Source organism: Paenibacillus sp. NPDC056579 (assembly GCF_042793215.1).
GTDB lineage: Bacteria > Bacillota > Bacilli > Paenibacillales > NBRC-103111 > Paenibacillus_S.
This window is the reverse complement of the sequence record NZ_JBHTVD010000001.1, coordinates 771,338-793,137: the sequence shown is the minus strand read 5'-3', so window position 1 is coordinate 793,137 and position 21,800 is coordinate 771,338. Positions and strand designations below refer to the sequence as shown.

18 protein-coding genes are annotated in these 21,800 nt (G+C 48.9%); 2 read left to right on the top strand and 16 right to left on the bottom strand.

Annotated elements, in window-relative coordinates:
• Window positions 1-64 precede the first annotated feature (64 nt).
• The 6 genes from ACFQ88_RS03565 to ACFQ88_RS03540 form a co-directional block, all read right to left on the bottom strand.
• The gene (locus tag ACFQ88_RS03565) at window positions 65-1,237 is read right to left on the bottom strand and encodes a helix-turn-helix domain-containing protein (RefSeq protein WP_239635057.1); all 1,173 of its coding nucleotides are present in this window, start codon (window positions 1,235-1,237) and stop codon (window positions 65-67) included.
• A gap of 65 nt (window positions 1,238-1,302) precedes the next feature.
• The gene (locus tag ACFQ88_RS03560) at window positions 1,303-1,947 is read right to left on the bottom strand and encodes a GntR family transcriptional regulator (RefSeq protein WP_379451955.1); all 645 of its coding nucleotides are present in this window, start codon (window positions 1,945-1,947) and stop codon (window positions 1,303-1,305) included.
• A 272-nt stretch (window positions 1,948-2,219) separates the two neighbouring features.
• Window positions 2,220-2,864, bottom strand: a complete 645-nt coding sequence (locus ACFQ88_RS03555) for a GntR family transcriptional regulator (protein WP_379451953.1) — start codon at window positions 2,862-2,864, stop codon at window positions 2,220-2,222.
• Between the two features lie 154 nt (window positions 2,865-3,018).
• A complete protein-coding gene (locus ACFQ88_RS03550; RefSeq protein WP_379451951.1) occupies window positions 3,019-4,443 on the bottom strand; it encodes a glycosyltransferase family 39 protein in 1,425 nt (474 codons plus the stop codon).
• 20 nt (window positions 4,444-4,463) lie between these two features.
• Window positions 4,464-4,826, bottom strand: a complete 363-nt coding sequence (locus ACFQ88_RS03545) for an EamA family transporter (RefSeq protein ID WP_379451949.1) — start codon at window positions 4,824-4,826, stop codon at window positions 4,464-4,466.
• Window positions 4,823-5,596 (bottom strand): glycosyltransferase family 2 protein, encoded by a 774-nt coding sequence (locus ACFQ88_RS03540; RefSeq protein ID WP_379451947.1) that lies wholly within the window; start codon window positions 5,594-5,596, stop codon window positions 4,823-4,825. The genes ACFQ88_RS03545 and ACFQ88_RS03540 overlap by 4 nt, the downstream gene beginning before the upstream one ends.
• A gap of 200 nt (window positions 5,597-5,796) precedes the next feature.
• Here ACFQ88_RS03540 and ACFQ88_RS03535 point away from each other — a divergent pair, with 200 nt between their 5' ends.
• Complete coding sequence (locus ACFQ88_RS03535; protein WP_239635051.1) at window positions 5,797-5,964, top strand: hypothetical protein; 168 nt, start codon at window positions 5,797-5,799, stop codon at window positions 5,962-5,964.
• A gap of 94 nt (window positions 5,965-6,058) precedes the next feature.
• On the opposite strand, the gene ACFQ88_RS03530 is transcribed toward ACFQ88_RS03535, so the two are convergent.
• The 4 genes from ACFQ88_RS03530 to ACFQ88_RS03515 all read right to left on the bottom strand — a co-directional run bounded on the left by ACFQ88_RS03530 (window position 6,059) and on the right by ACFQ88_RS03515 (window position 12,813).
• Window positions 6,059-7,792 carry a hypothetical protein gene (locus ACFQ88_RS03530; protein WP_379451945.1) on the bottom strand — a complete coding sequence of 578 codons (1,734 nt, stop codon included), beginning with the start codon at window positions 7,790-7,792 and terminating at the stop codon, window positions 6,059-6,061.
• A 24-nt stretch (window positions 7,793-7,816) separates the two neighbouring features.
• Entirely contained in the window at window positions 7,817-9,064 is a 1,248-nt protein-coding gene (locus tag ACFQ88_RS03525; protein WP_379451943.1) for an efflux RND transporter periplasmic adaptor subunit, read from the bottom strand.
• A gap of 29 nt (window positions 9,065-9,093) precedes the next feature.
• Window positions 9,094-12,207: an efflux RND transporter permease subunit gene (locus ACFQ88_RS03520; RefSeq protein ID WP_379451941.1), complete on the bottom strand. Its 3,114-nt coding sequence runs from the start codon at window positions 12,205-12,207 to the stop codon at window positions 9,094-9,096.
• Between the two features lie 90 nt (window positions 12,208-12,297).
• Window positions 12,298-12,813, bottom strand: coding sequence for a GbsR/MarR family transcriptional regulator (locus tag ACFQ88_RS03515; RefSeq protein WP_239635047.1), 516 nt, complete (start codon window positions 12,811-12,813; stop codon window positions 12,298-12,300).
• A 249-nt stretch (window positions 12,814-13,062) separates the two neighbouring features.
• On the opposite strand from ACFQ88_RS03515, the gene ACFQ88_RS03510 reads away from it, so the two are divergent.
• Entirely contained in the window at window positions 13,063-13,959 is an 897-nt protein-coding gene (locus ACFQ88_RS03510; RefSeq protein ID WP_239635046.1) for a TetR/AcrR family transcriptional regulator, read from the top strand.
• A 349-nt stretch (window positions 13,960-14,308) separates the two neighbouring features.
• On the opposite strand, the gene ACFQ88_RS03505 is transcribed toward ACFQ88_RS03510, so the two are convergent.
• From ACFQ88_RS03505 to ACFQ88_RS03480, 6 genes are all read right to left on the bottom strand, one after another.
• A complete protein-coding gene (locus ACFQ88_RS03505; protein WP_379451938.1) occupies window positions 14,309-16,591 on the bottom strand; it encodes an S-layer homology domain-containing protein in 2,283 nt (760 codons plus the stop codon).
• A gap of 193 nt (window positions 16,592-16,784) precedes the next feature.
• A complete protein-coding gene (locus tag ACFQ88_RS03500; RefSeq protein ID WP_379451936.1) occupies window positions 16,785-18,002 on the bottom strand; it encodes a metallophosphoesterase family protein in 1,218 nt (405 codons plus the stop codon).
• Window positions 18,003-18,156: 154 nt separating this feature from the next.
• Complete coding sequence (locus ACFQ88_RS03495; RefSeq protein WP_239635043.1) at window positions 18,157-19,383, bottom strand: MFS transporter; 1,227 nt, start codon at window positions 19,381-19,383, stop codon at window positions 18,157-18,159.
• 192 nt (window positions 19,384-19,575) lie between these two features.
• Window positions 19,576-20,022 carry a DoxX family protein gene (locus ACFQ88_RS03490; protein ID WP_239635042.1) on the bottom strand — a complete coding sequence of 149 codons (447 nt, stop codon included), beginning with the start codon at window positions 20,020-20,022 and terminating at the stop codon, window positions 19,576-19,578.
• A 33-nt stretch (window positions 20,023-20,055) separates the two neighbouring features.
• Window positions 20,056-20,649 (bottom strand): TetR/AcrR family transcriptional regulator, encoded by a 594-nt coding sequence (locus ACFQ88_RS03485; RefSeq protein WP_379451934.1) that lies wholly within the window; start codon window positions 20,647-20,649, stop codon window positions 20,056-20,058.
• Window positions 20,650-20,788: 139 nt separating this feature from the next.
• Complete coding sequence (locus ACFQ88_RS03480; RefSeq protein ID WP_379451932.1) at window positions 20,789-21,643, bottom strand: hypothetical protein; 855 nt, start codon at window positions 21,641-21,643, stop codon at window positions 20,789-20,791.
• Window positions 21,644-21,800 lie beyond the last annotated feature (157 nt).

Genomic DNA, 21,800 nt, shown 5'->3' with positions numbered 1-21,800 from the left:
CATCATAAAAAGAGGCTTCCATCGACATCTGCATGGCAATGACAGCCTCCTCATTAGTTCAGCATTACTGTGCTGAATCTCTATATTCGCTTGGCGACAGACCAACCTTCTTCTTGAAAATTTGGCTGAAATACCGCGAATCCTTATAGCCTACCTTTTCGGCTACCTCATAATTTTTCAGATGTGTGCATTTAAGCATCTCTTTCGCTTTCGTAATCCGAATTTCCGTCAGCTGATCGATGAACGTCTTCCCTGTGTTCATTTTGAACAGCGAGCTTAAATACGTCGGGGTCATATAGACCTTTTGTGCGACGCTGTACAATGTTGCGTTCTGGCATTCCTGCTCCATATATTGAATCGTCTTTTTAATAATATTGCGGTGGCTTTCCCCTTCGTTCTGCAGCAGAACCTCCCGTAATGCCGAGAGCTGCTCCGTCACATAGGCTTTAATCTGCCGCATCGATTTCATCTGTACAACAGCCGTGCTTTCACACGGTTTGTAAACGTTTACGTTTTCCAAATCGGTAAGGATTCTTTTCTCCAACCCCAATAAAAGTCGGATCGTCAGCTCATAGATTGATTTGCTGTCAACAGGTCCATATTGCAATATATGCGTATAAAACCGTTCGACCGCACACTCGATCTCCCCGCTAGACGGCGCATGCTTCAGAAACTCCAGCAATTCCTTTTCCTTCTCAACAGGATATTTGCCAACCGGCTGGTATCGGATCAGCTCATTATAATAAACCACTTCTCCGTCGCTTTTATAAAACTTGTCCTGCAAAGCCGCCAGAGCTTGGCGGTATGACAAATGCACGTCCGCCAGGTTCGAGCAAGGTCTGCCGACGCCAATATGCACCGGATGGGGCATCACGCCGTTCAGCTTGCTGTTGATGGATTCTATCAGTTCACGCGACACCCATGAAAATAACAATCCGAGCCGTTCCTCGCTATCTGTAAATATAACGATGCTGCCGGCACCATGCTCGTATCGCTGCAAGTAATCGCGAATTTCTTTCAAAGCCTTCCTCTTCTCCCATTCCTCGCCGCTGGACCTGGCAGGCTCGAGCAGCGCAAGAGCAGGGAAATTAAAATAAGGATTCAGCTTCAAGTAGAAGCATATTTCTTTGAAGCGCTGCTTGTAATAATTCTCCCTGGACACCAGGCTGCTTAAAAAACGCTCTCTCATCAACTCTAACATCTCGTCTTCATCGAACAACCGCTCTTTGTTCAGCAAAATCCATTTCCCCTTTTAGGACACCCGTAAGGTGCATCCGAATGGTCCCGCAGTTTCCATGAATCTTATAATAAGCCAGCGTGCGCATGCTTGATATGCTCGAGAAACAATGACTCAGCCGCGTCTATATCTCCGTTTCTTAACGAATCGATCAATGCGTTGTGAGCTTCAACCAGCTTGTCGGAGGAATGGCGCTGATTCGATATGGCCATAAAGCGCATCACCTTGGTGCTCATCCGCTCCCAAGCCTCCAGAATAGCGTGGTTCCCGCATTGCTTGTAAAAAAATCCGTGAAACTCCAGATCGATCTCCACGGTTCCCATGAGATCCTCCGTTTCAATGGCCTCTTTCATTCGTGAGACCACTTCCTCCAAATACTGAAAATTGCTGTCGTCGAGCTTCGGCATCGTTCGTCGGACGGCAAAGCCTTCCAGAATCTCTCGTAAAATATAAATGTCGTTGATTTCGTCTCTTGTAATATTGGAAACCACCGACCCTTTGTTAGCCTTGCCGATAATGAGCCCTTCCTGCTTCAATCTTTCCAGAGCCTCTCTGACAGGAGCTTGACTGATTTGGAACCGGCCGGCAATGTCCGTTACAATTAATCGCTCGCCAGGAGATAACCCCCCTTCCAGAATCTCTCTCTTGAGCCTGGTGTACACTTGAGTGCTTATCGAATGAGAAAGCAAAGGGATTGAATCGCTAGGCAATATCCATCACTTCCTTTTTATCGATTATCGATAATAAGATTTGCAGCCTTCTTAGAATAGATTATCGATAATCGATTATCTATTAATCACATTATAATGCTCCTCCCTTCATTTGGAAATAGCAAAAAACAAGAGAATTTGTCGAAGCTGATATTCGAATACGGCAAATTTGGTGAAATGACTTACTTTTACGGTAACAGTCCCGTCACTTCGTTTCCAAAGGAAAAAGACAAGGCTCATCGCAAATGATCCTTGTCCTGTCCCTAGCCTATTCAGCTCGTGTATTGTTTATAAAAATCCAAGCCGCGAATCAGCTTCTCTTCCGCTTCATCGATGTTCCCCGACTTGATAATGCCCAACAGCTCAGCGTGGGAATCCGGAATACTGTACCCGGAATGATCCTGGTTCGTTACTGAAATAAATCGCATAATTTTCGTCTTGATCCCGTCCCATATTTGCAGGAAGAGCGCGTTACCGCTTCTTTTGTAGAAATGCCCGTGGAATTTCATATCCAGTTCGACCAATAAGTAGGCGTCGTTATTGTCCACTGCGGTTCTCATCTCGATCAAGATTTGCTGCAAATAGTCGATATCGCTCTCATTCAAAGCCAGCATCGTTTGCCGCAAAGCATAGCCTTCGATCAGCTGCCGCAGCTCATAAATATCACGGATTTCGTCCTGGGTTATTTCGGAGACGACCGATCCCTTATTGGCTTTTCCCACGATAAGCCCTTCCTGCTTAAGCCGTTCCAGCGCCTCCCTCACGGGAGCTTGACTTACTTCATATTGCTTGGCAAGCTCTAGGACGATCAACCGGTGTCCGGGAGCGAGACTTCCTTTCAATATTTGCTTTTTCAAGGATAAATACACTTGCTCGCTTAACGAGGTTGCCGAAATGGCATAATTGACCGTATCCATTAAAGAGGCCTGATCCTCCCATCGGATGATGTAGTCCACCGTTCAATCGATGGTGAGTTTATCTTAAAGAGTAAACGGCATGTTCGTCAAGCGGCATAACTTAAAAAGCTGACGCCGTAGTAGAACGGCTTCAGCTGGTAGGCCGGCCAAGCGATTATTTGCTCAGCTTATAGATCGATAGACCGTTTTTGGCCTCCAGTAAAGGATAGTTCGCTAGCAAATATTGATGGAGCGTCCCGTCATCACCATAAATCGTTCCCTGCAGCGGAACAAAGTAGGCTGCGCCATGGTTCACGAAATATTGTAATTCCGCTACCGGATCGCCGGGCATCGTATTGCCCACCCTCCATCCCCTCCGGTGACTGGCATTCAATAATGACGGATCGTCGGTGCCGACAACGATCAAATCGTCAGGTTTCGTCAGCTTTTGTACCACTTCGGCTTGCTGCAGCACCTGATTCAGCTGATAATCAAGAATAGGCGCCACAATCAGGCAGCTGTGATAGGCTAACAGGAGCAACCATGCGACCGACACCAGTCTTCCGAGTATCCATTGGTTTAACATATGGAACAGCTTGGCCCCGAGCAGCGCTACGAGAGGTCCGGTGAAGATTAAGTAGTAGTTGAAGCGGATCGTAGCGACAATCGTTACGAGCTCGATGATCATGGCAATTGCCCATATGCCGATAGGATATTGCCGCTTCCAGTTCAACACGAGCAATCCGCATACGAACATGGCGACTCCATACCAGGTGAAGGTTTCGGGCAGCTGCTCGACAAAAAAACGCTGCGCCGCGTCCGTTGTTATGCTCGTCAGCAAATTCGGCAATATGTGTTTAGACGCAATTCCGCTGACGAACGGAAATTCGGCAATCGTGCTCAACCAGCGAAAATACAGGAACGGCGGCAGCAGAGCTATGACGGCGAACAACCACAGCTCCCACTTGGCGAACATGCGCCAGCGGTAAGCTGTAGCAGCCATCCACAGCATCGGGATGCCCACGAATATGGTAGGGATCTTTTGCGAGATCGCCAGCGCCGTGAACAGTCCCGCCATGATCAGCAGCCATCGCTTGCGGCTATCCCTCCATTCGGAGAACCAATAGAAGGCTCCGAGCATGAAGAAAAGCGCCGCCGACTCCGGCATGATGGCTCTTGAATACAAGATGCTGACCGGCAGCATTCCGTAAATAAGCACCGCTAGCCAGCCTATGGACGGCGAGAAATAGCTCTTCCCAATCCGATACAGAAAATACGCGGAGCCGATAAAAAAGAGGATGGGAACCGCTCTTGCCAATGCATAATGCTGACCGAAAAGCTGATACAGGATCGCGATGATCCATGTCGTGATTTGAAACTCCAGCTGAACATAATTAGGCAGCGGACCGTCATAATTCAACTGCGGGTACAAAATATGGAAGCGATGGCCGATAAAATTCAAGGCGATGGATTCGGTATCCGATTGCCTCCAGGAATCGTATTCGTAAGGCGAGTTCGTTATGTAAGGGATGCGCAGGGCTGCAATGAACATGAATACAAGAAGAGTTACAAGCCATCCGTATCTGGGTTTCCTGTCCAAGCCGCGGCTTCCTCCTGTCACTACTTGTTAATAACCAGAATTCCAATGATAATAATGGCCGTTCCGATGAGCTTGTTCCATGTAAACGTCTCCTGCAGCAAAAAGTACGACAGAAGCACCACGTTCACATAACCTAAGCTCACCATGGGATACGCATAGCTTAGTTCCGTTTGGGTGAGCACTTTAATCCATAATAGAAAGCTTGTTCCGAATAACACCAGACCGACGACAATTTCCGGAGTCTTGAGAAGTCTGAGCATATCTTCAGGGAGAGTTTGTAAGCTTAGACCGACATCCCCCAGCTTGTTCGAGCCGAGCTTCAATACAACCTGTCCCAATGAGCCGAGTACTACGGAAACCACAATCCATACTAACGTTTTCATACCGCGTGCTCTTTGTTCCACTTTTTATCGAACTTCACTTTTTTCAACAGCATGAAGTAGCCAATAATCGTTTTCCAGATTTTCATTTTGCTCTTGCTTTCTTTGAGATGGTATTCCAATATTAAAGGATACTCGCCTGCTTTCACTCCCATTTTGCTAAAACGGGCCATAATTTCCGCCATGCACTCGAACCCCGCACTCGTAATGAAAGGGCCGTCGTAAGAGCTCATCGCTTTGCTCAAAAATCCGACCCGGTAGCACCGGAAGCCGCACGAATAATCATTCACGTTGTCGATAGGGAAAAACAGCTTGAAAAACAGCTTCGCTCCGCGGCTGAACAGCTTGCGGTGCATGGCAAGCCCGAGCTCCTTGCCTCCTGCCGTGAACCTGGAAGCAATGACCATATCGAGCTGTTCATGAACAAGCTTCTTCACCAGATCGGGGATGATCGCAGGGCTGTGCGTATTGTCAGCGTCCAGCGTAATCAGTAAGTCCTCTTTATCATAATGATTCACGACATATCGGAACATCGTGTTCATCGCTTCCCCTAAGCCTCGGTTCGTCGGATGCGTAATCGACTTCAAGTCGACACAACAAGCACCGTATTCTCTGAGAATGGCCAACGTATCATCCGTGCTTCCGTCATTGATGACAAGGATATGCATAGGGTCATCCAGCTTAGATCTAAGCGATTCCAGCTTCAATAGCAAAATGGGCAGCACACTTCCCTCGTTATAGGCGGGGAGTCCAATAATAACATTACGCTCCATCTGGCACCTCTCTTTCAATCCGGATTGGATCCTTGATTATTCCCGATGTTCGCACCCTATCTCCAAGTTTATTCTCATAGTCCGCATTTCATGATTGTCCGGCGACACGTTACGCGGCTGACGGGTCCTGCACCTCCGGCCTGAATCCTTCGTTTCCTTGCGAATGATATAACCATCCCACCAATAATGAGGTCATGTATATGAGGTTTGTAACCAAAACGAGATTGGATTATTTGGAGTCGCTGCTTCAAGCTATCGGGGACGAGAGCAAGCGGAAAGAAGCGCTATATATGCTGGAATCGATAACCAGAGATATTGAGGAAAATTATGCCGAAATAGAAAGGCCCATCCGTTTGTACGAAAAGTAAACGGACGAGCCTATAATTGCATCTGTATGCACAATACAAAAAAGCCGCGGACATCCCCGCGGCCTTTCTGTTTGTATTGCGCTATAAAATTGGATTATTTTGTATATTCGGTTACAAGACGTTTCGCTTCTCCGCCCGCTGTAGTGAAGACTTCAAACACTTTGAGAGTCAACGGCGAATCGAATTGTTGGGACGTGCCTTTGAACGTAAAGTTGTTCTCTCCGGTTACAAGACGGTTAGCTCCAATGAAGGAACCTGTGCTCGTGCCGACCAATCGGCCGGAAGCATCATACAATTCGAATTGCAGCTTGGAGAAGTTTTGATCCACTTGAATGCTCGGTTCTCTCTCAATGTCCATGATGAACTTCCCTTTGTACGAGTACTCCAGAGTTTGGATGCTGAACAAGTAAGAGACATCCCAATGGGAAACATCAAATTTGAACGGATAGACGCTGAACTTCGTATTCTCTTCTTGTTTTTGCACATCTACCCGGTACGATGCGATCGTTTGTTTATAAGGAGCTGCGGTTTTGGCGTCGACGATTTTCAAGCCGAGCCCTTGTCCTGCTTCGGACAACGGGATATTAAAGGAATAATTCACTACAATACCGGAATTCGGCAAGATCGGCGTATTGGTAATCGTTTGGCGTTGACCGCTGTACTCATAACCTTCAGGATTCAGAAGGTCGGCTTGGAACTCAGGAATCGAAATAGGCTTGTCGCTTGAATTGTTAAGTTTGAATTTGGCGGTTACGATTTTGTTGCCTTCCTCTTCGTTATCGTAGGTATGCAATTCCACCAAGGATACTTGCAGGCTTGGATGAATCAAATCGCTGCGCGTATCGAAGGTCATCGCTTCACCCAACGTATACGGTGCAAGAGCTGTTGTGCCGCCGTTGACCGGAAGCAAAATGTTCAATCGGCCCACCTGATATTGAATGACCTCACCTGGAGCTGCTGCGCTAGCGCCCGCTTGAGCGAAGGATTCCTTCGTCAGCAGATTCAGACTCGCAAGCTCCGTATCTTGATCGGTTGGAATCGCAAAGTGAATATATTTCTCTTCCTTGCTATCCAGCACCAATGCTCCCTCTTCTACCCGCTTGCCTGTGAATACTTTCGCTGCCGTCTTCCCGTCGAGCGAGAATTCCGGAATCGTTTCGCGCTTGTCCGTAGGGTTATATGCAAGCAATTGTACGACATACACGGTGCCTTTGTCCGTCGATTGCTTGTCGATATTCACCGGAGTGTACTGGATCGGCGAAGTCAGGGACGGAATTGTGAACGAATCCGACCACTTTTTCACCGAAGCGGCATCCGTAATCGGCATATCGCTTCCCTGCCAGCCAAGACCGGCAACCGGGATATTAAGGATTGGGGTTTCTTTCTTCGGATAGACGTAATAATCCACGTCCGTCCAATTCACTTCCGCCAGCTGCACATCGTCTGTGCGGTCAATCACAGCCATGTAGCTCAGCTCCGAATTGGCCTTCGATTGAACGGCTTTAATATTCGATGCGCTCGGCTGGAGCGTATACTCGGTGCCGTCAGACGTTTTGACGCGAAGCTCGTATTCCGGAACGCGTACGATGCCGGTGCTATTGTTTTTCATCCGAATGACAACCCCAATCCGGGTGCCTTCAGGAACATGCTCGTTCAAAATGCTTTTTACTTCCACGTCCAAATTGTCGGTTAATTTATGCACGGCTATCGCTTCGGAAGCAACCGGTGCGACCGGTGCTGCTTCGTCCGCGAAAGCCGAATACCCTGTACTCATCAACGCTGCGGATACGACCAGGACTGCTGCTGTCTTCTTCATCTTGTTGTTCATTGTTTCTCCTCCTTAGATCAAATATTATTGCGCCGCAAGCTGTACTTTTTCCTTGTCCTTCAATTGATGCTGACCGGAAACGATCAATGGCTCGCCTTCCTTAAGCCCCGATAGAACCTCTTGATGCGTATCGCTCAGACGGCCAAGCTCTACCTTGCGCTTCTCCACCTGATCGCCTGCCATCACGAATACGAAGGTTTCCCCGCCTTCTCTGACTACACTCAAGGTAGGAATAGCAACTACCACTTGATCCTGATCCTCGGTCAGAAGCACCTGCGCCTTCATTCCCGGTCTAAGCTTGCCGTCCGCGTTAGGAGCTTCCAGCTCCAGGGAATACGACTTCGATTGAGCACTCATAACATCGGCCAAGTAATTCACTTTGCCCTTAAGCTTCTCTGTAGAGCCCGGAATGTAGAACGTGAGCTCCTGCTTGCCGCGAACCAGCGCTGCGGAGCTTTCCGTCAGCTCGGCTTTGACCTTGATCGGATCAAGCTGCTGAATTTGTGCAGCCTTGAAGCCGGCTTGAATTGTCATACCCGCCTCGACCGGCAAATCCGTCAAGATGCCGTTCGCCGTAGCCTTCACTTCCATGTTCTCCAGCGTACGGTCCGCTTCACGTACCGACAAGTTAGCCGATTGGAGTCCTTGCTCCAGCTGTGCGAGGGAATTGGTCGAATCCAGCGTCTTCAGCTTATTGCGGTTGCTATCCAAATCCATACGCAAATTGTTCACTTGCGTTTCCATTTGCTCCAGCTGAATTTTGGTCACAAGGCCTAAATCATAGTCGTTGCGCATTTTGTTGTAGTTCTTCTCCGTATCCTTCAACGACGATTCGAGCTTGGCTATGCCGACCTGCAAATCCTGCTTCGAGTTGGCCAAATCTTCACGGGCTTTCACCAGCTGCGCTTGCGTACCGGAAATCGTGATTTGGGCTCTCTCCTTGTTAAGGAGCACATCCGTCGGATCCAGACGCAAGATCACATCGCCTTTAACGACCGCATCTCCGCGCTTTTTCAATATCTCCTGAATATCGCCTGATGCTTTGGATACGACGTCGATTTGCAAGGACGAGACGACATCGGCTACTTGCTCGAGAGGCTCGGCGATTTTTCTTTTCTCTATCTTCTCTACTTTAACCGTCTTGATTTGCGGTTCGGCCGCGGTCGGAGCCGCAGGCTGCGGAGAGCACCCTGTGAACAGGGCTGCACTAAGCAGCAGCACTCCCATTGTTTTTGAATGCTTTTGGATTGAGCTTTTAAATGTCAGGTTCATTGGACGATTCTCCTTTTCCCTTGTCTTTCTTATTGCTGAAGCGTTGCAGCATTGTTTTTATTTACTTTCTTCTTTTTCGAGAACATCCGGCCGATTCTTTCCTTCATGCCTTCAATAATTTCATAAACTACAGGCACGACAACCAAGGTAAGAACGGTCGATGTGGTCAAGCCGCCGATAACAACTACGGCCAGCCCCTTGGAAATAAGCGATCCATCGGATAACCCAAGTCCCAATGGGAGCAAGGAGAACACCGTCGCTCCGGCTGTCATAATGATCGGGCGCAAACGGGTCATCCCTGCCTTGACGAGCGATTCCCTTACGGAAACCCCTTCTTCCCGAAGCTGCTGCACACGGTCGATTAACACGATGGCGTTGGTTACAACGACACCGATCAGCATCAGAAATCCGATCAAGGAAGTAATGTTAATCGATTCTCCCGCTATGAAGAGGCCTAGGAAACCGCCGATGGCCGCAAGCGGAAGGGAGAACAGAATAACGAATGGAGCACTGGCATTGCCGAACGCAATAACCATGACCAAATATACCAGACATATGGCGGCTACCATCGCTACAGCCATCTGCCCGAAGCTTTCCTGAATATCGTCGCTGACCCCTTGAGCCGCGGTTCTGACTCCGCTCGGGAGGTCGACTTCACCCAGTGCTGCTGTAACTCTGGCGCTCACGCCGCCTTTATCCTTGCTGTTAATTTTGGCGGTAATTTTAACGAATTGCTCCTGCATTTCGCGGGCGATGGACGCCGGTGCGTCAACCTGACGAATTTTTGCCACTTCATTCAAGTTCACTGTAGATCCGGTCGGCGTTTTAATTTGGAACAATCCGATTTTATCCACCGAGTTCTTGTAATCGTCAGCCAGCATGAGCTGCGTCTTGAATGTAACGTTGTCGAACTTCAGATCGCCGAAGTCCTCCTTGCCGAGCCAGACGCGAACCGTATCGAGGATTTGTGCGGAAGACAAGCCGTATAAGCGCGCTTTGTTCTGGTCGACCGTCACTTCAACCTGCATCTTCTTCTCGTTCAAGTTGTCCTCGATTTCCTCAAGCTCAGGGAACTCCTTCATCTTGGCTTTGATCAGCTCCGCACTGGCCATTAACTGATTGAGGTCATCCCCCTTCAGCAGGTAGGAAAAGTCCTCGCCCGTGCCTCCCATGGATGCTGTCAGCAAAGTTCCTTCTACTTCAGAACCTTTCGGAACCAAGTACAAAATTTTGTCCGTAAAGTCTTTCGCCGCTTGCTTGGCATCGGTATTTTGTGAGACGGCACCCATAATCATGGCTTTATAAGCTACGCGCTCACCGCTTGTATCCATTTGATCGTAACCGACCATCGTCTCATAGTAATCAAAGGTAGGCTGGCCGGCAGAATCTTTCGACTCTTTCAGCATAGCTTCAATTTCTTTCATCTTCAAATCCAACGATTCAAACGATGTTTCCCGAGGAAGCTTCACCGTAAACTGTACTTGCTTATCCGTCGCGCTCTCAGGCATGAAGGCCGCCGGCAGAAAAGGAACCGTACCTGCCAAAGAAACTACGAAAACCAGGAAGGAAATAAGCACTGTTTTCTTTGGATTATCAAGAGACCAGTTCAATACCGATCTATATTTCATTGCAAATTTGCCGACATGATCTTCGTCATGGTATTTGATTTTGTCGCTTTTCAATACCATAAGCTTAGCAAGCATCGGAATAACCGTCAACGCAACGACCAGGGAAGTCATCAACGCTACAACCAGGGTAATGGCAAACGGTCTGAAGATATCGCCCAAAATGCCGCCTACAAACGCGATAGGCAAAAATACGCCTGCTGTAGTAATCGTAGACGAGGTGATAGCCGAAGCCACTCTCGCCGTTGCCATCTTGATAACCGATTCATTGCGCTCTTGGGCGCGCTGCAGCTCGCTGTAAATATTCTCGATAACAACGATACTGTCGTCCACGACGCGTCCGACCGCTATCGTGAGTCCGCCGAGGGTCATAATGTTCAAGGTGATGTCCAACGGCGCCATAATGGCCAACGTTGTTAAAATAGATAATGGGATGGAGACCAAAACGATAATCGTCATACGAACATTTCTTAAAAAGAGCAAAATCATGATGGATGCAAGGATGGCACCGGAGATCCCTTCCTTCAACATCCCGTGGATCGATTTCTCAACATCGTTAGCGGAGTTGTAGACCGTCGTGAACTTGAGGTTCGGGAATTCCTGCTCCCACCCGGCCATCAACCGCTTCACTTCATTAGCGAATTCTACCGTATTGGCATCTTTACTTTTGTAAAGCGTAAGACCGATCGCCGGATTGCCGTTCAACCGGGTCACAAATTTGGAATCGGAGATCGCTTCGATTTTGGAAAGCTGCTTCAGAAGCACCGTCTCACCTTGCGGAGTCGAAAGCCTCATATTCTCAAGATTGTAGATCGTATTCAAATCGCTCTGGATTCGAACCATCTGCGTATTCCCGTTGAAATCCGCCATCCCTGCAGGACTGGTCAACAGTGCCGCCTGGATGCTCTGGGAAACTTGCGATGGCGTCAAGCCGTAATTGGTAATTGCATTAATGTCCAGCTTCAGCTTCAGCGTAGCTTCCTGCTGACCTACGGAATCGACATGGTCGATCCCTTTCATTGCGCTTAACGTCGGTTCAATGACGTCTTTATAAATGCGGTTCAGTTCTTCCTGGTTCATTCCGTTGTCGCCGTTAAGTGCAGCGAAAAAGACCGGGAATTCATTGCTGCCGAACTTCGAAACTTTAGGCTTCGATGCCCCTTTCGGCAGGATGACGTCCTGAATGGCGGCCTCTATATCTTTCTTGGCGTCATCCGGACTTCTTCCGTTAACGAGCTCGACGGTTATTGCCGAAAATCCGTCATTGGAGGTGGAATTGATTTTCTTCAATCCTTCTATACCGACGATCCGCTTCTCCAGCTTCTTCGTCACGTCCTCCATTACGTCTTTCGGCGGCGCAGAATAGACCGTGCTTACAAACACGACCGGCAGCGAAATGTCCGGCATGCTCTCCTGCTTCAGCGTCGAGGATGCGTAGGTTCCCGCCAGGAACAACAGGACGCTGATGATAATAATCGCAGCTGCGTTTTTCAGGGAAAAATGGGTTAACTTGTTCATCTCTCTACTCCTCCACTTTCTTTAATCACTTCGTCCTTCCCATCCTCATGATGCATTAATCACTCCCTTACGAAGTTTACAAATAACCCTTTATCGCAGGCGCATTCTTGCTTCTTGCCAATCTTGATGCAGCTGTCGAAGACTCGCCATCATCAATTGCTGTATTTCAGAAATTTCCTTGCATCTTTGTCTGAACTGCTTCAGAGAATCCCTCTCGACCGCGGTCATATCCGTCAACGAGCCTGAAGCCTCGAGAGCCGTCTGAACCACTTCGTGAGACTGCTTCAATTTATCTTGAAATGACCGGATCCAGGCCATGTTGTAGCCGTCGGATAGCGTATAGTAGTTTTTCCTGTCGCTGCTAGTAGGACGCTTGCTGCACAGATCGTTCCGCTCCATCGCGCGGATATGTACACTGATCGCCGCCTTCGTGACCCCCAGCCTTTCAGCCATTTCCTGAATGCTTAGCGGTTCCGTAGCGAACAGCAGCAGCGTGAAAATTTTCCCGACCAGAGGGCTATAGCCCTCGTGCTCCAAATTAAGCGACATGTGATTGCTGACAAGCTGCATGATGTCAGAGTAGGTTTGCGGAGGCAAATGATTCATAGCAATCTCCTTATGTACTACGTTGTTAACGTTACGAATGTTGCTAACGATCTTGATAAATTTGGATTGACCCTTACAAACTGACCAGTCATTCCACTTAGTAAATATATCGAATAAAACCGTGAATTACAAGTAAATTTTTTAATATAAAACGGTGCAAAATCATATTATGACCAGTCAGTCATATCTTGACTAAACATACCTTCGCGTATACAATCTGTGTATGACTATGAATCGGGAAGTGAGCCAATGAAAGATAAAAAATTGCAAATTGTGCAGGCGGCTATCAAGCTGTTCGCAGAACGAGACTACCATACGACCTCGATTCAGGATATAGTCAGTCTTGCCGGCGTAGCGAAAGGCTCCTTCTACTTGCACTTTCATTCCAAAGAAGAGCTGTTAATCTCGATCTACAACTATTATTTCGACTTGATCCGGGCCGGTTTTGACCAAGCGTTGTCGGATACCGCTGCCACCCCGCGCAAACGGTTGCACAAGGCCATCCTCCTGCAATTCGACTTCGTCGTTGGAAACAAGGAATTTTTATCCATGCAGCAGGTGAATGGTGCGGCGTTCATTCAGAATGCAGCCGTGAAGGAGCTTCTCCTCGATCTAGGGGCCCAGGTTCTGGAGTGGATCCAGAAACGGGTCGTCGAAGTGTACGGACCTGAAATTGAGCCTTACTCCTGCGACTGTGCGATCATGCTGCACAGCTTAATGAAGGAATACATGTTTTACTATTTCGGCTATAACGTTCCTATGGATATCCCTCAGCTAACGGAATTTATCTTGGATCGTTTGGACGATCTAGTCCAGGGTATCCTCTCCAAACGCCCTGCCCCTATCATGCCGGATATCGATGCGCTTAAGCTTCACTGCCATTGCATCAAAGAGCCGGACTGGCAAGCCTGCGCTGAGCAGCTTACCCAATGGATCCGCGGACATATCCAGGACAAGAGCGCTGCCGAAACGATGCTCCAATCGCTCAAAGCGCTCGTGGAGGAATGGAAGAAAGATAAGCCGAACGAGGTTATCGTTCAAGGCATGAACAGCTACCTGCTTACCTTGGGAAAAGGGCATAAGCAGCTTCGCGAGCAGCTTGAGAAGCTGTTCGCTTTGAAGGCGGTCGCAGCCAAAGCCGATTAGACTGATTTGAAATGGTTCTTGCAAAGATGACTTCATGTCATCTTTTTTATTTGTCCAGGCTTCTTGAAATTCATTTCTCCGCTAAACCTGCCGGCCTTGCCGGGGAAGAGCTAACTCATTCATTTGTTTACGAAGGAAGTGCCGCATCCGTTCCATAAAATACGATCCTCTGGCCGATGCACAAATATTGGTAAAATCCATGGCTCCTTAAGGAATGCTCCTTTGAATGATACCACTATGAATCCTGTATTCATGGGATTATTCCGTTTAAATTGTTTTTTCCCAAAAAAATAAGGCAGGCTCCTGTCTTTCCGACATGAACCTTGCCCGCATATGGAAATGCTTATGATTATTTTTTGTTCCTAATGTCCATCATCTTGACGATCCATACCGCCGCCTCAGCGCGAATGGAAAGCTGTTGCGGGGCAAAAGCTCCGGTGCTTCTTCCTCCCACAACGATAATTCCGTTCTTCTCGGCAGCGGATACCGCGTCCCTTGCCCACTCGGGAATATCGGCATCATCCGAGTAATCTGTGCTCGGATCTGCAGGCAGCGGCATTCCTGAAGCTTTAAATACCATTGTAGCCATTTCGGCGTGAGTGATATTCGCATCAGGACGGAACGTGCCGTCCGAGTAGCCGTTCACAATGCCAAGCTGAACCGCTTGGGAAATCGATCGCTCGGCCCATGGCTGGATGCTATCGTTATCCTGGAATACCAGCTCCGAGCCTTGCACCCCGGGCTTTAACGCATTCATTAGCATAACCACGAATTCAGCTCGGGTCACATTTCCGTCCGGACGGAAAGTAAAGTCGGGGTAGCCGTTCACGATTTGGAGCTCGAAAGCTCTTGCTATTTCCCCTTTCGCCCAATGTCCCTCGATATCGGTAAATTCTTCCGTTTCAGGTTTTTCCGTATCCGGCTGTACCGTGACCTTGCTTGAAGCGGTGAACCCTCCATCTTCCGCTGCAGCGGTAACCATGGCGGTACCCGGAGTCATCCCTGTGACCTGGCCTGACTCATTGACCCGGGCAATACCGGGATCGCTGCTGCGCCAAGCTACCTTCTGGTTGGATGCATTCACCGGAAGCACAGTTGCCGTAAGCTTGCCGACTCCGCCCTCTTTTACAGTCAGTTCGGCACGATCTATCTTAATGCTCTCTACCTCGACCGTGTCAGGAGTAGTTGATACCGTGACCTCGCATGACACAGACAGCCCGCTGTCATCCGATATGGCCGTGATAATCGCCGTTCCGGCGGAAATGGCGGTCACCTTGCCTTCACTGTCCACGGAAGCAACTCCGCTCTTGCTGCTGCTCCACGTTACTTTTCGGTTAGGCGCATTTTCAGGAGACAACGAAACCGACAAGGCATCACTTTTTCCGACCTGTAACGTCAGCTTGGGTACATTCAGAGCGATGTCACTGACTTTTACCCGCAAGGCGTATAAAGTTAATTGCGTTTTCTTCATTCCGATTGCATAGACGCTTCCATCCTCACTGACGGCCGGGACGTTAATTCCATCCGGTGTGTTGAGAACGTATCTCCACTGCAGACTGCCGTCATCCGGATTTAATGCTTGAACCATGCCGTCGGCTGTAAGGAAATGGAGCGTGCCGTTCGTGCCCTTGACGACCTGTGTTATTGCTTTGCCAAAGCCCGTTTTCCATTTCAATGTGCCATTGGAATGAAGTGCATATACGGTCGAATCCGCTGCTCCGAAATAGACCGTTGTTCCGTCATTTCCAATCACGGGTGAGGTAGGGATTCCTTTCAAGCCGTATTCCCATTGCTTCGAGCCATTGGAGTTTAGCGCATACAGCTTGCCGTCCCCCGCCCCGATATAGATCGTGCCGTCCGTACCGATAACCGGTACCGTGTTAACCATTCCCCCGGCTTTAAAGGTCCATTTGATGCTGCCATTCGGTTTGATGGCATAGAATGTCTCGCTTTCATTACCCGCATAGATCGTTCCGTCTTGACCTATCGACATGTAGGCTGTGGTGGTATGTCCTACTTTCGAAAACCATTTCTTGGTACCGTCTGCAGGATCCAGCGCATACAGCATACCATCGTTTGCAGCTGCATACACGGTTCCGTCCGTCCCGAATACGGGCTTGGAACTAACTGGTCCCAAGGATACCGACCATTTTGGCGTACCGTCCGGAAGTATGGCGATGAAATCCCCCTCATTGTATTTGGAGCTGCCCGCTCCGATGTATATCGTGCCGTCAGGCCCAACGGTCGGCGGACTTAGTAAAGGACTGGGGGGAGAGTAGTCCCATTTCTTCTTCCCATCTTGTGTACTGGCAGAAAGAACGCCTTGGAACCCTACATAAATAAAATAATTTAACCCCAAATAAACCGTACCGTCCGATCCCACGGCTGGAGCTCCTAAGGGACTGATCAGCTCTGGGTAAGGTGCGCTCCAAACCAGACTGACATTTCCTTTATTTGTAATAGAATTTATCAGCAGATCGGTTCGAATACGCGGAAAATAGTTCATATCAGGAATCGTGAGCTGCGGAGCAGCACCGGCCGAGTTGAATGCAGGAATGATAGAAAGCCCGACGATACACGAAATCATCGCAGCTCCTACCTGCTTTATCAGAGTACTCCGATTGGTTAGCATAACGGATCTCCTCTCTTACACTTCCCCTTACATAGGTACAATAAAAATACCTTCACCATATCACAGGTAAAGGTATTTCTATTGCTTCTGTTTGCTAACGTATGCAGTGAATCGTCATTCCATGCCAGGGAAGTTTGATTTTCAGAAGCTTCACGAATAGGAGTCGGACTGCCGCCCCATCTGGCTGCTGAATTTACTTCACGATCTTTTCCTGCTTCTTGTTTGCCGGAATCGGCTCAGGGGCCGTGCTTTGATCGTTAGCGGTAAGATCAATGCCGAAATCTTTGGCAAACACCATATGCGTATCGACTAGGACATTGTCCGTATTCTCATCAAGCTGGAATACCCTGGCACCGCGAAGCCGGTTGCGGTCAGCGCCTGGCAACCCATACGTGCCAAATCCTGCGCTTCCTGCATAACCAAGCAGCACGCCGTAGTAGTTGCCATGGTATGTATTGACATGATCATGCCCGCAGAAGACGCCTTTGACGTCGCCTCGCGCCAAAATGGCCGAGAACATGCCGCTGTTAATCGGACCGGGACACTCGTCTTCGTTCCGTTCGCCCACAATCTGGTGTTTGGCTACCGCTCTTGCGTGGTCTGCCTCGGACCTGCCGTCTACGCTAGCATACCACATAAAACGGTGCTCCCATAGAGGAATATGGATGAACATTAGCGAAGGCACTTTGCTGCCGTTCTTCTCCTCCAGCTTTTTGGACGTTTCATAATACCACTTCACTTGATCTAATCGGATCCAGTCCCAAGTCGGATACCCCTCGAAATTTTGATTGGCAATCGTCTCCGGCGCATACCTTCCGCTGTCCAGCAGCCATACATTGAAGGCCGGCTTCGAGCCTTTGGAAGAACGGATCAGCAAGTTGCTGTTCCCTGTCCCGGTAATACCCCGTTCCCCAGGTTCGTTCACGTTATGCTTGTACGCCATATAAAATTTCAGCATTTCTTCTTCGTCGAGGCCACCCTTAGGAGTTGAATCTTCGTCATGATTTCCGAACGTTACGGCCCATTGGATTCCACGCTGCTCCATAGGCTGGACGACATTGTTCATCGCTTGCTTCATTTCTTCAGCGGTATCGCAGCCTCCGGTGATATTATCCCCGTTCAGCACTACCAAATCCGGCTTTTCCGAATCAAGAACCTTCTCCATCAGCTCCACCGTGCGACGATCGATATTTTCGTCATCCTGAGTGTCGTTGAATTGGACGATCTTGAACTTTCCTTCTTGGTTGAATTGCAGCTTCGTATTATCGTTGGGTGCGGCATGCGCCTCTCCACCGCCCAACCATTCGACCGGCATCACCGCAGAGCCAAGTGTTAGAGCGATCGCCCCCGCTCCGCCGATCTTTATAAATTCCCTCCTGCTCACACTCTTATTTACTTCATCGTGACTCATAGTACATAATTACCTCCACTCATGTAATTATTGGGAAAAGCCCCTCCCCTCTTCAATGTAACGAAACAATGTAAAGTGAATGTAACCCCGGTCTAAAGGTTATGTAAATCAACATGAAAAAAACATAAGGAATAGGCTCCTTATGTTTTTCCTTTTAAACTGTATATCCACGAACTTCTTCATCCTTGGGCAGCATTATGGCCAAGATGCCAAGCAAAGGCAAATACGCACACATTTTCATAATGAAGGCAATACTCGTTGCGTCGGCAATCCACCCCAGCACGGCAGAACCGAGTCCCCCTAAGCCGAAGGCAAGACCGAAGAACAGGCCGGATACGAGACCGACTTTGCCTGGTAACAGCTCTTGCGCGTACACGACAATAATCGAGAACGCCGACGATAGGACGAAACCGGCGCATACGCACATGACTCCGGACCAGAACAGATTGGAGTATGGGAGCAAAATCGAGAAGGGCGCCGTTCCAAGGATGGACAGCCAGATGATGTTTCTTCTGCCGTACCTGTCGGCCAATGGCCCTCCGAAGAACGTCCCTGCCGCTGATGCTACGAGAAAGGCGAATAAAAACAGCTGAGCGTGCTCCACGGTAATTCCATAATCATTGATCAAGTAGAATGAATAAAAGCTCGTGATACTCGATATATAGACATGCTTCGAAAAGACGAGAAATACTAGAATGACAATGGCCGCTATAACTTGATTCCGGGACAAGCCTTTAACGCCCGCTTCCAATCCGGCTGTATTTCGGGCTTTACGAGGTTGAACCGGCTGACGGCTGTACCAATTCGCTACATAATATTGAATAACGATAGCCGCTACGGCTGCAAAGGTAAACCAGATGACCCCGAATTGCCCTAACGGAACGAAGATGACCGCCGTCATAATGGGACCTAGCGAGCTGCCGATGTTGCCTCCAACCTGGAATATCGACTGTGCCAGCCCCCGCTTTCCTCCTGCTGCCAAGTAAGCGACACGGGACGATTCCGGATGGAAGACGGCCGAACCTACGCCCATCGCGATTACGGACAATAAAATGACGATAAAATTCGGTGCGACCGCTAAGGTGACGATACCTACTAAAGTGAAGCAGACCCCTATCGGCAGTATGTAAGGCCTTGGCTTTACATCCGCATACATCCCGATAACAGGCTGCAGGAACGATGCGGTAATGTTCATGGCGAACGCAATGAGACCGATCTGGGTATAGGTTAGGTGCAAGGAGTCCTTCAAGATCGGAAACAACGCCGATATCGTCGACTGCATCGAATCGTTCAATAAATGTACGATGCTGATTGCGAATAAAATCGGAAAAACGGTTGATGGTATGGGTGCTGTCGTGACAGCTGTTTTCGCCACGTTCATCCTTCCTCTCTCTGTAAATGATTCTTCTGGAAGGTAAGTTACCTATCCGAAATTAGTGTATTCAGCGATTATAGCACGGCTTGAGAGCAAGTCAACACCATTTCTTATATATTTTTGTAAAGAAAATGGAAAGCGATTGCCCCTATTGGTGCAAAAAAAATCCCGCCATCGGCGGGTGGGTTTCAAAGGATACTACACAATAACGTTGCCTGCAATCCAGATTGCGCTTATGAAGACGACTTGCAAAAAGGTCCGAAAACCAAGCGGCGTAGCCGGTCTGCCGCCGAGCGGAAGCTTCTGCTTCGCCGCCCTGATGTTCGCCGGAAACATGGCTAACAGCATAATGATCAGCAAGACCGATGCAGCCTGCGATGCAGCCGGAATGACGATGGCGGCGGCTCCCGCGATCTCCAGTATTCCGGTCACGGTTACGATCCAATCCGGACGAGGAAGACTCGCCGGAACCATGCGGATCAAATCGGGACGAAGCCTCCCCCAGTGAGCGGATGCCGTTATCAGGAGCATGCACCCAACAGCGGCCCGCAAACAATGGATCCAGCTGTCGAAATAATCGAGCCCCGCCAACCCGGCAACCCGAAACAAAAGAAACGTTCCTACCAGCACAACGAAAGGCGCCATCTCTCTCCATCCTCCTCTATCGATTTAGAAATACTAGCTTCTTGGTTGAAGCAGACGAGTGATCAATTCCGTAAAATCCTCGGCTCGAAATGCGGCCGAGTCCGTTTGAATGAATCCCCTGACCCTCAGGCCCATCGAGATAAGGACGAACAAATCGGCTGTTTTGCCGGCATCGACTGTCTGCGGGATAACTCCGTGCTTCTGCCCTTCTTCAATCCACTGCCTGGAAACCTGCAGAACATGCTCGTAAAACTTGGTAATTTCCTTAACGGCAGACTCATCGCTCTTCCCAAGCAAATACATAAACACTTGATTCGTAACATTTTGCGAATCCTCTAATGCGGGCAAATTTTGGCTGATCCCGCTCATCGGTCCGGCAAACTCCTGGTTTGCATCGGCCACTCCTTGGTAAAACCGGCTGTTGGTTTCCTCCAGACTTTGCTGCAATACCATTGCCAGCAGCTCTTCCTTGCTTTTCACATAATGAAATATCGCTCCTTTGGACAATCCCGAACGTTCCATAATATCGCTGAACGTCGTTTTCTCACATCCTTTCTCCCGAATCAGCTCGATGGTTGTATTCAATAGAAGCTGCTGCGTCTGTTGACGTTTCAATTCACGTTTCATAGGGTAGCTCCTCCAATGGTTCGAATGAGTTCATTTGTCAAAGTTGGACTTTTTTCTCATTATAACAAACCGACTATCGGTTTGTAAATGGGCAAACAAAAAAACATAGGAGCCCTATGCCTGTCTGTCTAATGATCTGTTATTTTAAATGCGCTGCCAGGAAATCGACCATAACAGGCCTCAAATCGAACGCCGATGATGCCTTCGTCCCCGCTTTCTCCACGTCGTCAACAGATACATATTGCTGCACTTCGGCGATGTGCTGCAGCTGGTCGGCAAAGGATGCCGATAAGGTGATCGAATTCGTCTCGTTGGCTTGACCATGAACAATGAACATCGCAGGGATCCCAGCCGCAATGGATTCAAGTGCATGATTCTCAACTGACTGCTCCCCTTTCTCTCCGCTGTACGGGTAAGGAACCCCCGTGAAGCCCTCCCCCCACGAGAGCAAGTCGGGAATACCGTACAAATTCATGATGCACCGAACACCGAAGCCATGTTCAACAGAAGCGTCGGCTGCATCGTCAGGATGCCCGTCATAATTGGCGGTCAGCGCGGATAGCAAAGCAACATGACCTTCCGTCGAGCCGGCAATGACGCCGATTTTGCCCGGGTTGATGCCATATTCAGGAGCATGCTTTCGAGCGTATTGGACGGCCGCCTTCAGATCAAATAAATTCGTCGGCCAGCCGGGAATCGTAAGCTCTTCATTCCATACTTCGCCGCTGTAGTGAACTGCGGCGATATCTGCAACCATGACAATGTAACCGTGTGCAAGCAGCTTGTTGGCGATGCGGGCTTCCCGGTCCCACCCTCGTCTTCCCGCAGCCCAGCCTTCACCCGGGACTACGATAACGCAGGGCAATAGAGATTGATCCGCACAAGCCGGCATATAAACGTCCATCTGCTCTTTTCTGTCCGTACCAAGGTAAGGAACGCCTCTTGCAACCGTAAAGCGAACGCAATCAAAGCACTCGGTCACCATGCAGCTCATCGGCATTTCTCCTTTGCGTATCCACATTTTTAACTAATTGTAGTCATTTGTAGCGACAATGGAATTGAGAAACTTAAGGTCGACTTGTGTTTTTTTTAGGTTAACAAGCAATAAAACCTGAAAAAACAACAGAACCCCCAGCAATGCATGGGATGAT

What these genes read in the sequence shown, in the direction of transcription:
- ACFQ88_RS03555 (WP_379451953.1), bottom strand. Translation starts at nt 2,864, where the DNA reads ATGGATACGGTCAATTATGCCATTTCGGCAACCTCGTTAAGCGAGCAA.
- ACFQ88_RS03545 (WP_379451949.1), bottom strand. Translation starts at nt 4,826, where the DNA reads ATGAAAACGTTAGTATGGATTGTGGTTTCCGTAGTACTCGGCTCATTG.
- ACFQ88_RS03540 (WP_379451947.1), bottom strand. Translation starts at nt 5,596, where the DNA reads ATGGAGCGTAATGTTATTATTGGACTCCCCGCCTATAACGAGGGAAGT.
- ACFQ88_RS03535 (WP_239635051.1), top strand. Translation starts at nt 5,797, where the DNA reads ATGAGGTTTGTAACCAAAACGAGATTGGATTATTTGGAGTCGCTGCTT.
- ACFQ88_RS03530 (WP_379451945.1), bottom strand. Translation starts at nt 7,792, where the DNA reads ATGAACAACAAGATGAAGAAGACAGCAGCAGTCCTGGTCGTATCCGCA.
- ACFQ88_RS03525 (WP_379451943.1), bottom strand. Translation starts at nt 9,064, where the DNA reads ATGAACCTGACATTTAAAAGCTCAATCCAAAAGCATTCAAAAACAATG.
- ACFQ88_RS03520 (WP_379451941.1), bottom strand. Translation starts at nt 12,207, where the DNA reads ATGAACAAGTTAACCCATTTTTCCCTGAAAAACGCAGCTGCGATTATT.
- ACFQ88_RS03515 (WP_239635047.1), bottom strand. Translation starts at nt 12,813, where the DNA reads ATGAATCATTTGCCTCCGCAAACCTACTCTGACATCATGCAGCTTGTC.
- ACFQ88_RS03510 (WP_239635046.1), top strand. Translation starts at nt 13,063, where the DNA reads ATGAAAGATAAAAAATTGCAAATTGTGCAGGCGGCTATCAAGCTGTTC.
- ACFQ88_RS03505 (WP_379451938.1), bottom strand. Translation starts at nt 16,591, where the DNA reads ATGCTAACCAATCGGAGTACTCTGATAAAGCAGGTAGGAGCTGCGATG.
- ACFQ88_RS03500 (WP_379451936.1), bottom strand. Translation starts at nt 18,002, where the DNA reads ATGAGTCACGATGAAGTAAATAAGAGTGTGAGCAGGAGGGAATTTATA.
- ACFQ88_RS03495 (WP_239635043.1), bottom strand. Translation starts at nt 19,383, where the DNA reads ATGAACGTGGCGAAAACAGCTGTCACGACAGCACCCATACCATCAACC.
- ACFQ88_RS03490 (WP_239635042.1), bottom strand. Translation starts at nt 20,022, where the DNA reads ATGGCGCCTTTCGTTGTGCTGGTAGGAACGTTTCTTTTGTTTCGGGTT.
- ACFQ88_RS03485 (WP_379451934.1), bottom strand. Translation starts at nt 20,649, where the DNA reads ATGAAACGTGAATTGAAACGTCAACAGACGCAGCAGCTTCTATTGAAT.
- ACFQ88_RS03480 (WP_379451932.1), bottom strand. Translation starts at nt 21,643, where the DNA reads ATGAGCTGCATGGTGACCGAGTGCTTTGATTGCGTTCGCTTTACGGTT.